Annotated in this window: 12 protein-coding genes; all 12 read left to right on the forward strand. The window is 31.3% G+C overall.

Annotated features, from left to right (window positions below):
- Window positions 1-466 precede the first annotated feature (466 nt).
- The 12 genes from FLA105534_RS17145 (at window position 467) to FLA105534_RS17200 (ending at window position 12822) form a co-directional block, all read left to right on the forward strand.
- Complete coding sequence (locus FLA105534_RS17145; RefSeq protein WP_173967318.1) at window positions 467-1711, forward strand: GTPase-associated system all-helical protein GASH; 1245 nt, start codon at window positions 467-469, stop codon at window positions 1709-1711.
- Between the two features lies 1 nt (window position 1712).
- Window positions 1713-2675, forward strand: coding sequence for a TRAFAC clade GTPase domain-containing protein (locus FLA105534_RS17150; RefSeq protein ID WP_173967319.1), 963 nt, complete (start codon window positions 1713-1715; stop codon window positions 2673-2675).
- Window positions 2676-3503, forward strand: a complete 828-nt coding sequence (locus FLA105534_RS17155; protein WP_173967320.1) for a TRAFAC clade GTPase domain-containing protein — start codon at window positions 2676-2678, stop codon at window positions 3501-3503.
- On the forward strand, window positions 3503-6040 hold the full coding sequence (locus FLA105534_RS17160; RefSeq protein WP_173967321.1) for a GAP1-N1 domain-containing protein: 2538 nt from the start codon (window positions 3503-3505) through the stop codon (window positions 6038-6040). The genes FLA105534_RS17155 and FLA105534_RS17160 overlap by 1 nt, the downstream gene beginning before the upstream one ends.
- A gap of 5 nt (window positions 6041-6045) precedes the next feature.
- Window positions 6046-7188, forward strand: coding sequence for a hypothetical protein (locus FLA105534_RS17165; RefSeq protein ID WP_173967322.1), 1143 nt, complete (start codon window positions 6046-6048; stop codon window positions 7186-7188).
- A gap of 8 nt (window positions 7189-7196) precedes the next feature.
- Window positions 7197-8237, forward strand: coding sequence for a trypsin-like peptidase domain-containing protein (locus FLA105534_RS17170; protein ID WP_173967323.1), 1041 nt, complete (start codon window positions 7197-7199; stop codon window positions 8235-8237).
- On the forward strand, window positions 8218-9156 hold the full coding sequence (locus FLA105534_RS17175; protein ID WP_173967324.1) for a DNA/RNA non-specific endonuclease: 939 nt from the start codon (window positions 8218-8220) through the stop codon (window positions 9154-9156). The genes FLA105534_RS17170 and FLA105534_RS17175 overlap by 20 nt, the downstream gene beginning before the upstream one ends.
- A gap of 534 nt (window positions 9157-9690) precedes the next feature.
- Window positions 9691-9966: a hypothetical protein gene (locus FLA105534_RS17180; RefSeq protein ID WP_173967325.1), complete on the forward strand. Its 276-nt coding sequence runs from the start codon at window positions 9691-9693 to the stop codon at window positions 9964-9966.
- Between the two features lies 1 nt (window position 9967).
- Entirely contained in the window at window positions 9968-10711 is a 744-nt protein-coding gene (locus FLA105534_RS17185; RefSeq protein WP_173967326.1) for a zeta toxin family protein, read from the forward strand.
- A 667-nt stretch (window positions 10712-11378) separates the two neighbouring features.
- Complete coding sequence (locus FLA105534_RS17190; protein WP_173967327.1) at window positions 11379-11588, forward strand: helix-turn-helix domain-containing protein; 210 nt, start codon at window positions 11379-11381, stop codon at window positions 11586-11588.
- A 3-nt stretch (window positions 11589-11591) separates the two neighbouring features.
- Window positions 11592-11906: a HipA N-terminal domain-containing protein gene (locus FLA105534_RS17195; RefSeq protein ID WP_072964549.1), complete on the forward strand. Its 315-nt coding sequence runs from the start codon at window positions 11592-11594 to the stop codon at window positions 11904-11906.
- Window positions 11899-12822: a HipA domain-containing protein gene (locus tag FLA105534_RS17200; RefSeq protein ID WP_173967328.1), complete on the forward strand. Its 924-nt coding sequence runs from the start codon at window positions 11899-11901 to the stop codon at window positions 12820-12822. The genes FLA105534_RS17195 and FLA105534_RS17200 overlap by 8 nt, the downstream gene beginning before the upstream one ends.
- Window positions 12823-13285 lie beyond the last annotated feature (463 nt).

The raw sequence follows: 13285 nt of genomic DNA on the forward strand, positions 1-13285 counted from the left end.
ATGCTATAATAATTCGAAATGTGATAAGAAGTTATTCTCTTAATCAGGCAAAAACAGGTGTAAATACGTAATGCTGAATTAGGTTTAAATAATACATTTGACAAGTTAACCCATCTTCTACAAGGTTTTAATGATAGCGCAATATCTTGGAAAACTTATTATTTATTATAAGCGACTATGCAAATTTATTATTCATCAAATAATGATTTAATAAACTTACAAAATTTTTCACTAATGTGGTTTTCCGTAAAGAATAAATAATATAATAATTGATATTTGATTAATATTTTTTATTACGTAACAATTTATGACAAATTTTTTGACATTATGACACAACAATGCTATATATCGATGATTTTTGCATTTAAAGGAAAATACTGACTTAACGAATAAACTGGAATTGATTTTGATAAAAACTTACGGTGCTACATTTTAAGTATTAACTATTAAAAAAACTAAATAATATATGATACAAGATTACTTGAATTCTAATCTGATTTCAATAGTTGCGGATGATGATTTTAAAAAATTAAAAAAATCAGCAGATGATATAACAAAAAAACTTTTAAAGAGTAAAGCAAAAATACAGTCCTTTACTTTGACTGCAATAAATCCTAATAGTTCTGCTGATAATCCAAATATTGTAGAAGTAAAGGACATTATTATAAAAAATTGGAGTACTTTTTTATCTAATACTAAAGACACACCGTTAACTTTTATAAAAGCGGTTATGCTTGAAGCATTAAGAAATGTTTGTGTTGATATTAATAATTCTTTAGTCATTTGGTTTACAGCTAGGAATGTAGTGAAGTATTTTTCACTTATTGGAGAAGAGAAGAGAATCATATTCGAATTCCTGTCCAATTTAGGGCACGAAATCGATCGTAAAGCAAATACAGAGTGGGCATTGTCAGACGAGAAAATGTTAATTGAAAAGGTTTTTAACTTAAAAGAGATTTCTAAGTATTTACTTAATGATGATAATTTAATAAAATATTTGGAAGATGCAGTTGGCCCAACTAATAGTGAAGGTAAATCCAATTTTTCTTCTCCAAATCCACATTTACCTGATGAACCAGAAGAGTGGTCGCACGAATTTCCCTCAAGAGCAGCGAAAGGAATAAAAAATAGTGTAGATGCTAGTCTTAAAGCAATTGTAACAACTATCAATGAAAATAAAGAAGTTGTCCAAAATGCATTAAATGAAATAGATCAAATTAAAAAAAATAGTTACAATCGAGACAAAGCGGCAGAAATTAAATCTGAACTTTTATGGTGGAAAGAAGCATCGTATTCAAAATCAGCTAATTTAAGTTACGATGAAATAGATCAAAATATTTTAAGCGTGGTATTAGCTTATGATTTCTCTGCTTTTATTCCTGCTATATATCCGCAGGCAGTTGATTATTTCCTCAAAGGAACTTATAAAGCCCTCAAAGACAGTAGTGATGAAGTGCTGACCATTGAAAATTTTATTTTGGGAATTTTAAAACATTCTGAGCAGTTAAAAGCAATATTTGAAGAAGGAATTATTGCTGGAAATGAATGCTGTTTATTAAGTTTCTGTAATAGCTTGTATAGGAATCAGAAAGATATATCGCAATTTGAAGCTAATGTTGGAATACCTTTAAGTACCAAGATTTCTAGAGATGAGTTTTTAAATTGGTTTTTTCATGATTTTCAATCAGAAAAAATTCTGAATATTAAGTAGTATGGGAGGAAAATGTTCAAATCCAGAATGTGCTGCTCCAATTAACTGTCACGAAGGAAAAGAAAATCACACAGAGTGCGAATTCTGGACCAATACTAAATCACAGCAGCCCAAAAGTAGTTCGAGTTCCAAGAAAGATAAAAAAAATAATTTGCCATGGACCGGAGAAGCTTTAACTTTTAATGAATTGATTAATGTAACTTTTCGTAATCCAGCACTAATAATAGGTGTGGTCGGTAGAGCAGATGCTGGAAAAACAACCTATTTAGCTATGCTTTTTACATTACTTCTAAGGGGAGTTAAGCTTCAAGATTTTGATTTTTGTGGTACGAAAACTATTAAGGCATGGGATGAGTTTTATCATAAATTAAAAGTGCAGAAACAAAGCGTCGCATTTCCTGATCCTACACCTGCCCAATATATAAGATTGATGCATTTAGCACTTCGTAGTAAATCGAAATTGTTAAAAGACATTCTCTTATCAGATGCATCTGGTGAGGTTTTCTCTATTTGGGCTCAAAATAGGGAAGATGAAAGAGCAGAAAATGCCAGATGGGTTTATAAACATTCTAATGCATTTATTTTATTTATTGACTGCGAAGATCTTATTAATCGAAAAAATCAGGCTAAAACCGAAATTATAGATTTAGCCCAGATGTTGAAGTCAGATTTAAAAAACAGACCATTAATTGCCGTCTGGTCAAAAAGTGACAGAAAGGGAGAAGTTCACGTTAGAATAAAGGAAACTTTAGAAGAAGAATTGAAAGAAATTTTTGAGGGCGATTATACAGCAATAGATATCAGTAATTTTTCGGAAGATGATCCTGATGTAATGGTTCATCAGAATAATATTGGTGTTATTGACTGGATTCTTTCTGTTCTTTTTTCTGTTCACAAGACAGAAATTGTACTTGGAAGTGAAATTTCAGATGGAGATGCTTTTTTAAATTATAAAGTAAGTTAAATGAATAAATCAATATTATTAATTGGCAAGCCACATTCATCTAAAACCGTGTTTTTATCGCAGTTATATTCAAGGCTTCAAAAAAAGAAAAGTAATCTTAAACTTTACAAAGCAGTAGAAGATTTAACACCAATTTATGCGGCAAGGGAAGCTTTGTCATCTGGCGAGGAACCACAAACGACGCCAGCGGAGGAAAGTGTGAAATTTTATTTACCAATACAATTTTCAGCAGGTCAGGTGGATTTAAGATGCCCAGAATATGGAGGAGAGCAGGTGCAAAGTATTGTGCAAAATAGGGAAGTTAATAAAGAATGGAAATCTTCAATCGAAGATAGTAATAGCTGGGTTCTATTTATAAGGTTAAACAATATCAATAAATCATTAGACTTAAGTGATATTACATATTCTGAAGAACACAAAAAAGGCGTAGGACGTTCAGAAGCGGTTATTGAAGACAAGATTTCTGATCAAAGTTTTTTTATAGAGCTATTACAAATTTTATTGCATTTTAAAGGACATGATTATCATATTCTTAATGAGAAAGTAAAATTAACTGTCGTTCTTACATGTTGGGACGAAATGAATACAACGGACAAACCATATGATATACTGAAAAGTAAGCTACCGCTTTTATTAAATTTTGTTGAATCTAATTGGAGTTCCGAACTGCTTAAAATTGTTGGGTTATCGGCGCAGGGTTTTCCTCTTGACACAATTGAAAATAAGGAAAAATATTTGACGGAAGGCCCAGAACAGTTTGGATACTTGGTACTTTCTGATGGAACCCAATCAAATGATATAACTCAACTTATAGAAGAGGCTTTATAATGAAAATTGTAATTCATCAATCAATATGCGGAGAAGTAGATAAAGCCTGGGGGTTGATTAACACAACTCTCCAAGATCTAAATCTGGCCAAAAATATTGCCTTTAAAGCAGATCTGCAGGAACAGACTGGAGGAATTGTATGGAATCCCGCTATTCGAGGCTTTTTGGAAGGAGATTTTTTTTTGGTAATGAAAACTTTTGAAGATATATCTAACGATGTAAGAAGAGGCAGGAAGTTTTCGCATGTCTTAATGATTAGGAAAAGAGATATGCTTGCAATGGATGACTTGACTCCAATAATTGATCACCTCCCTGAAAAAATGGACAAGAATCTAACTCTTGAAATTATAGATGTAGAATATAAGAACAAAGAGGTTGTGGATTTAGTGCCTTCAATAATAGAAGGAAGATTTAATAAGCTGATCAATGGTTATATACAAATTAAAAATTTTAAAAATACTTTAATATGGATTGGACAGGAGAATTTTCAATTTGCAGTTATCGAACTTTGGAAACGACTTACAGAGGAGGAAAGAGTAAAGTTTAACTTTGGAATTTCTTTCAATAACGATAATAAGGCAATAGAAGGAATTAGTTTAATCACTGTGCCGGATAGTGTTCACAGCAAGTTTCTGAGGTCAGATTTTTTCATTATTGGAAAAAACGATAGTCATCATCCGACAGAGTTTCTTGAGAAGTTGTTAGTCGGTGATTTATCGGTTAAAAAACGAATAGAAAATTTTGAAATAGCCATTGGTTCAGATGTAATTTTAAGAGATGATATTAATTTTATAGCAAAAGGTCTTGATGCGTTCGAAAACTTAGAAGAAGTTTCAGATCTAAAAAAATTAAATACGCTTTCGCATATTGTTGCAAAATTTGCTCCTTCGGATAGACAAGGATCGGATTTTAAACAGAAGTTGCTTCAAAAAATTATAGAATTAGTAGGCGGGAGGAATTTTTCGGAAATTGTTATTTTGAAAAACTTCAGAACAGAGAGTTATAATGATTCTAAGGAGAAATTATCTGAAACATTGTCTCAATGGTTGCGAAAAAATATTCTATCGATTAAAAGTAGTTCAGAAAATGTTAATTCCTTTTTTGGAAGTTTAAATTCCGGCAAAATAAATTGGTGGGACCTACTTATTGAAAATGAACTGGAATTATATTTAGGAAAGGTAAATGCTTCGAATTCAGAAGTGATATTTTTTTTGATCCAATTATCTGCAGATTATTTATCTAGAATAACTAGGTTTATAGACCAATCAAAAGAGGCGGAAATAAGCCTTATCCAACTGATGCCAAAAAAGCTTTCAGCATCCATAATTGAGGAACTTACGAATTTATCATTAAAAAATGATTGGTTAAGGTTATATGCACACCTTCTAAATTTTAATCGAAATATAGAACAGAATTTGACCAAGTTACTGAAATTGGATACTGATATAAATAATTATGAATGCATTGATATCATTATTAAGGGGAAACGAGATAACTTAATAATCGATTATGCTGTTAAGTCTGGTGAAGGACGTTTAATTAAAATTGCTGGAAAAATCTGCAGAGATTCTCCAAAAGAGTTAAAAAGGTTGGATGTTTTAAATGATAACTGGCAAAGAATCTGGCTTGAAGCAATAGATAATGGAAATGCGATTTCAAGCGGATTAAAGGAACCATTACTTCAAATCCATAGACTATTTGATGGCTTAATTTCTGATATAGAAATTTCCGAGGAGCTAATTTTTAAAATTTCAGAATCAGAATATGGTAATATACTTGATTATCCAAATAAAAATAAGCTGTGGGGAAAATTTGCTCCGAACGCAAAAATAAATTTTTTGACTAAAACATCCGCAGTCCTTTTGCAGCATCTTAGCTTGAATCCCAATACAATCTTACCTGAAGACGATGAGATTATTGATCATATCGGTCAAAAGGGAGTTTGGGATTATTTATTTTACAATCGAAGTAGCATTAAAAGTGTAATTCCTATTTTCGAGAGGTTTAATCTACATGACACTAATCTTAAAGATTATCTTAACAATTATGCTGGACAAATCACTGCAGTTGAGGCAACCCATTTAGGAAAACTAATTTTCAGTAAGCGATTTACAGGCTCGGCATACGTAATTAATGATAAGGCTTCGAAACGGAACAATTGGAAATATGCCTTGGCAGAATGCCATTACCTTTTGGATTTTATTACTAAGGCGGCGCTTGTCATTTCAGGGACTATATCCTCAGTAAATATTCCAACGGATCAGTGGTGGGAAAGTACTCAAGAATTAATAATTGAATTATATCCTAATGGTACTGTATTAACCACAATTTGGAAGAAGGCAGGCGGAAAAGAATCAGATTTGCTCACAAGAGGTACGGCAAATGAAATCTGGAGTGATGCCCTTTACAAAATTCGTAGAAGTCATTTTAAGAAGACTACAATGAATAAATTACTTAAAGAGATTGCAAAACAATATGGTGATAATAAGAGATTTAAAATAATTTATGATCTGCGAAAGAACTACATAAAAACATAAGAAAGATGAGTTTAAAAGATTTATACAAGGGGTCTAATATTATTGAAATACTACAAAATTATTCTTTATCGGAAAGTACTAAAGTTGGTATAGTTGAAAGGTTTGGTGGAGCAGAAGAATTCTATGATGAGTATCATTTTTGGAGAACTGTTATTGATGATCCCGACCTTTTAATAGGTAAGGAAATTACTTTGTCAAAATTCGTGATTTCGAAATGGGTTGCTAGAGTTCCAGGGCTTTATTGGACAAAACATTCTCGAACTATGCGCTTACATCAAGAGAATGATATTGCTATTCAAAGCCAGGAATGGATGGAATTTAATCCTCCCGGCAAATCAAGAAAAGTATTAGGAGGAATTGGTACCTTGTTATTGCCACCGTCAGAAGATGGAAAAGTTTTGATGTCGGTAACATCTTCCCTTAATGCATCATGTGGTATACCAATTTTATTGTATCCTCAGGTCCTGGATAGTCTAAAGATAAAAGATGGTTCTTCAGTTAGGATTAAAAGAGCCAGATGGCAACCTATGGATATTCAATGGTCAAAACAGTTTGATTCAACAAAAGGACTGCCAAGGGGATATTTAATCATAGATAACCCTAAGAAAATTGAGGTTTATAATAACAGTTATCCGGTAGCATATCATCCATTTTCGATTATGGAATATGAGCATAAAGATACGCTTTTATATGATTTTGTTTATGTCTCAGCAGATAACAGAGTTGAAAATGTTGATTTGCAAATTGAAAATTTCTTTGAATATTATCGCACAAAAGAAGGTAGAAACGGACAGTATTTGCTTAATCCAAATATCGTCAGTCCAATTTTTGAGGCAAGATACATGTCTCCTCAGGAACTTCAAAGACCTTCTGAGAAAGCGAAGTTAAAGCTGCTTCATGAAAGAGTGAGAGGTGCGTGTTTTAATAATATTGCAATTGACCGTTTAATAAATGAATTGCCAAAATTCTATCAATCAAGTATATCAATATTTAGTTTAGCAAGATTAATAGGGATAAACCCCTCGATGCTTAGTGAAGACTCAGCATCATCAATGGCATCACAATTGATTTCACTATGTATTGAAAAAGAAAAGATCGAACATCTGATTAATAGGATGGCTTTCGATTACCCTCAAATTTTTAATTAATATTGTTAATGGTCTGGAAGAAAAAGATTGCACAATTAAATGATGTGCTAAGTGATTTGGTGCCTTTCAAAGAAAGTATTCCAAGATTTGTTCTCGCAACAGGTTTAAAATTACAGCATATCAATACAAGCGGAAGCGCTGCTGATGTGTGGAGTTATGTTATAAGTGAAGCTATTAAACATGAGAAGTTAAATGAATTAGTAAAAGCGGTATTAATGGATTATCCTGATAATCCATTTTTAAATTCGGCATTGTCTGATAAAGAAATAGGATACTCATTAAGCCCTGAAGTCAAAATTGACGAATGGCAGGATGTTGATCCCAGTACATTGGAGGTACTTACAATGGGGCAAAGAACATTGTTGCCCGTCAATTTTCTAGCTAAAGGGGTCATAAAGAGCAAAAGCGTAGCTAAAGTCGAAATTAAGATTGCTAGCAATAGGTTTAATGTTGGCACAGGTTTTTTATTTAAAATAGAAAATTTTGATGAGTTATTTTTTATTACAAACTATCATGTCATTAGTAATCGTGAAGATATACATAAAGCAAAAATTATTTTCGATTTTGAACTTGATATTTTTGGAAATTCACTTCCGTCAAAAAGTTTTGCGATAGACGAAACGGGTCCATGGTATGGTTCTGAAATAAATGAGTTTGATGCAACTATTTTTAAGCTAAAGGATGAAGAAAATCAATTGTCCAATTATGGTTATATAGAATTGAAGGAAGTTGATATTTCAAAGAACGATTTTGTTAATATTATTCAGCATCCCGGTGGGGAATTTAAACAAATATCAATTTATCACAATATAGTCACAAATACAAACGATCGGATTGTACAATATTTAACCGATACGCTGAAAGGTTCTTCCGGATCACCTGTATTCAATTCTGATTGGGATGTAATAGCGCTACATCATAGCGGTGGAGGAAGTAGACCTGGTGAACCGGCACTTCCTGCAGGTTTTAAATCTAGAAATGAGGGAATCTACATAAATAGAATTGTTGATTTTGTAAAAAATAAACATATTGAAAAGCGAAATGAATAGTAAAATGTTGTTTAAGGGATATTTGGAGCAATTCATTTTTGGTCATGAAGTATCTCTGCCCAAGCTAAATCTTCAGCAGTCTAGAGATTTGGTTTTGGATGTGGAAGGAAATCAGGTCATTAAATATATTAACTATAGTTTGCAATTGTCGAAATCTCATAGATTTCCATTTTATACAGCAACTAATATTGATGGATTAATGTTTAAAAAGATACCAAGGAGGGATTATTGGCGTAAAGACCCAAGATTGCCTAAAGAATCACAGTGGGGAAAGGATCTTTATATGGCAGCTAACAGTAATTTTGACAGAGGCCATATGACCAAAAGGGAAGATGTTCAATGGGGAGAAACAATTGGAATTGCATTAAATGCTGCTGATTCAACGTTCTTTTATTCCAATGCGGTACCACAACATAAAAATTTGAATAGAACTATTTGGAGAAGTTTGGAAGATTATATTCTCCATACTGAAGCTAAACAAAATCAACTTCGAATTTGTGTATTTACTGGTCCGGTATTATTAACATCCAATCCTACATTTATTACTTCAATTAATAATGAAGATATAAAAATTCCATTTTTATTCTGGAAGGTTGTTGTATTTCAAAAAGAAGATGGTAATCTTTATCGCGTAGGATTTATGATGAGTCAAAATAAATTATTGATTGATGATAACATAATTGAAGAATTGGAGTCCGAGGATCAGCGATTTATGCAGTTTAAAGATGCAGATACTTATCAAGTCAATATTGCTCTGATTGAAGAAATTACTGGCTTGGAATTACCATATGCAATTGACTCATACGTAGATAATAGAACTGTCAAGTTAATTTTAAATGAAATTGATATTGATCCTGATTTAGAAAACGATTCTATAGAATATGAAATAGGGTTTAGCATTAAAAATATTATATTATAGTACAACAAAATAAAATGGAAGTAATACTTGAATAATCTAAATTAGGGTAATTAGGTTGTAAAAAACTCTAGAAATAAACTAATTTCTGGCAGGTTAACCTAGACTTCAGGGATGCTGAGACAAATGGAAATTTCAAGATGACTATATTCATCAGGATTATGATTAGTATGGAAGAGTACGCAGGACAAACATGTTATTTCGGAACTTCAGACTCCGCAACATAAGGATCACAAATAAACTATTTTTCGCATCGGTAGAACAGCTAGCTAAACATTTAGTTTGTACGAACAACAAACGGCCTATTTTTTGAATAATTTACATATTCTCCGAATTTAGAGGAGGGATGCTCTGCCATTCGAACTCAAATAATGTCCTGCTTTGTAAATGCTGGGGTTTTACTTTTATCTTGAATGTGCCATGATTCTGCCCCAAAAAATGAAATAAAAAAATCTAAACTTTTTTTAACCTAGAAAGTCCATATATTAAAGCTTGTAATAATTGCAGATATTTCGTATTTTTGAGCAAAGTTGAATTATGAATAATAGAAGAAGACATTTTAGTGCAAGAACCAAAAGTAGAAAAGCTATATTATCTTCTAAGGAAGATAGTGCATTGTTAGATTCCGCAAAAATTGCATCATCTAAAGCTGTCAGAAGTTCTATGGCGTTAGGTATCACAATAAAAGTTATTCGTGATCATGAAATTATTGCTGTCAATCCTGATAGATCTTTTAAGGTTATAAGAAAAATTGCAAAGCCTTCTATTGATTTATCATCATTGAGAAAAGGAATGATTTTAGAAAGAAAGTAATATGTTTCAAGCAAGATTACGGATATTTGCAGGACCAAATGGTTCGGGAAAAAGTACTCTCTTTGATTCTTTTTCTAAAAAATACAATTCTGGGGTATTTCTTAATGCTGATTTAATTGAAAAGGAATTGGCAAATAATGGATATATTGACTTAAGTGAATTTAATTTAAATCTTACTCAAAATGATTTAAATAAATTTTTAACCACTGAGAGAGCTATTTCTTTACTGAAAAAATCTTTAGAAGATAATCATAAAATGGATTTTTCTTTAAAAGAAAATGTAATAGTTGATGCACAAAAAGAAACGCATAGTTACGAAGGAGCTCTTATAAGTGCATTTTTAAGACATCATTTACAAGAAAGCAAAATTGATTTTTGTTTTGAGACAGTAATGAGTCACCCTTCTAAAATTGAAGAAATAAGGGAAGCAAAACAAAAAGGCTACAAGACATACTTATATTTTATTTGTATAGATGATCCTGAGGTAAATGTTTCGCGAGTTGAAAATAGAGTAATCAAAGGCGGTCATAATGTTTCGCCTGAAAAAATTTCAAGCCGTTACTTTAATACATTAAACAATCTTATGCCAATGATTGAAAATGTAGACAAATGTTATTTATTTGATAATTCAAGTGAAGAGTACAAATTAATTGCTAAAATTGCTGAAAATAAATTGTCATTAGAAATAGACCCTTCTGAACTTCCTAACTGGTTTATCGAGTATGTACTTAAGTACTACATTTAGTATTTTCGATGATTACCTTGATTTTTTTTCAAATTTAGAATCTAAGTAACTTTCTAGAATCCTTTTCTATATTTTAATTGTGCAAGTGGTGCTCGCATAATTATAGATAAATTTTTTACAAGAATTTTTTCTTATCTATTCCGTAACTAGTGTAATTAAGCGAGTACACTAAATAATAAACAAGATAAAATAAATTGTGCCGACATTGTCGGCACAAACTTTAAAACTGTTTGGGATCAAAAAAAATAAATTGAATCCGTATTGCGGACCCAATTATATAAAAACCTCATATTTTTTTATTGCTACAACAAGTTTTAGAGCGATTTCGAACCTAAACTCAGCTTTCCTTGATTTTACTGAATTTACTTTATCAAAAATCAATGTGCCACGATTCTGCCACAAGACTTGAAATACTTAGAAGATCATATATATCTTTTTTTTCTAATTTAAATGCAGTATTAACTTGTCGTCTTAAAAAGACAGGAACTCCGTATATATACAAAAATTACTGTTAGGGCAGTAATTTTTTTAAATGAAACACTAAATTTTGTAATTATTTAAATATTTGAAATTATTTACTGTTAAAGCGGTAAAATATATCATAAAACATATGTTTTAAATTTTTATAAGATAAAAATTGAGTATATTTACCGTTTAAACAGTAATTATGATTGATTTTAATTTAGGAAAGTTAATTAAAGAACATCGCAAAGCTGCTGGACTGACGCAGCTCCAATTAGCAGATTTAGCAGGTATCGGCAAAACAACTGTGTTTGATATTGAAAAGAATAAAGCATCTGTAAGATGGGACAGTCTAATAGCAGTCTTAAATATTTTGAATATTGATATTCAATTCATAAGTCCATTAAAAAAATAAGAGATGAGAAAAGCGGTAGTTTATGTTCACGGTACGAGAGCGGGTGAGCTTATGGAAGAAAAAAGCGGAAGATATTTATTTATCTATGATGATGATTATTCTTCAGAGCCAGTGTCATTAACTATGCCTTCTTCCCACAAAAAATATTCATTTCTGGATTTTCCGCCGTTTTTTGAAGGGCTGTTACCAGAGGGTATAATGCTTGAAGGTCTTTTAAAAATAAATAAAATAGATAAGAAAGATTATTTTTCACAGCTTATGGCTGTAGGAAATGATCTGGTAGGGGCAGTAACGGTTAAAGCTGAAAGCGATGAATAGATGTCCGATTACTTATAAAACTTGTGGAGAAGATCTGTATAGCATAGAAGGCTTGAAATTATTATCTCCTAAATTGCTCTCATTAGAAACGCTTCCTTTTTCTGCATCAGAACTACGTCAGGAAGCAGCAAATAGAGCAACTAAGTTATCAATTCAGGGCGTTCAGCCTAAATTAAGCGCCGTATTATCGGTTAAAAACCAGCAATTTGAAATTGTAGATCAGTACGGTAATTTTATTATCAAACCGCAGAGCGATATATTTCCGGAATTACCCGAAAATGAAGATCTTACTATGCGAATGGCTAAGGTTTATGGAATTGAAGTACCACTTCACGGACTGATATATTCTAAAGATAATTCGAAATCTTATTTCATAAAAAGGTTTGACCGGTATGGTAAAGGCAGGAAGTATGCCACTGAAGATTTTGCACAGCTGACAGGGAGTTCCAGGGATACTAAATATAATTTTACGATGGAGAAAATTGTAAAAGTGATAGAGGACTTTTGTACATTTCCTTCAATTGAAAAAGCAGAGTTTTTTAAGAGAATTCTATTCTGTTTTATCACTGGTAATGAAGACATGCATCTCAAAAACTTTTCCTTGATAACAAAATCAGGAAAAACAACTCTAACGCCTGCTTATGATTTCCTGAATTCGTCTATTGCTATAAAAAATCCGCAGGAAGAAATGGCTCTTAAATTAAAAGGAAAAAAAAGCAATTTTAAAGCTGGTGATTTTATTGATTACTTTGGAAAAGAAAGATTAGGGTTAAATGACAAAATTATCGATAGCGCTTTAAAATCAATGTTTGAGAAGACAATGAAATGGAATGAATTAATTGAGATTTCTTTTTTGTCTGAAGCAATGAAAGAAAAGTATTTTACACTGATGAAAGAACGATTGGCGAGATTTTAGTTATTGATATTTTTGAATTTTGTATTTTTTTTATTGATTCAATTTTTAGTCCAATTTTTCATATCAGCTTAGTCGTTGGTTTGCAAAAAAAAGTAAAATCAAACGTGCTTTAATTAGTATATTTGGTTGTGTTAAAATTAGTAAACAGTAAGGCAACTTATTCAATTGTTCATTTTGTAACTCTTTTTATTTAGAGCTGTACGCTAAGTATTTGTTGGATATTGTCTTTTAATTTTTCCATAATAAACTAGTAAAATTAATAGTAAACCATATAAGTTTATTGTGCAAGTATAGGTTTATTATATTGAAAATTAATTTATTAATGAATAAAGTATAGTGATTATTCTATAAAAGAAATCAGTTTATATTGAAATAATAGCTTTATCATTAAATCCTGTATTTTCATTGTACTTAATGTAGCCTAATTGATTGGTTATTCGTTTTGTATTTCCAATCTCAAAAT

The organism is Flavobacterium collinsii (genome assembly GCF_902804485.1).
GTDB classification, from domain to species: Bacteria; Bacteroidota; Bacteroidia; order Flavobacteriales; family Flavobacteriaceae; genus Flavobacterium; species Flavobacterium collinsii.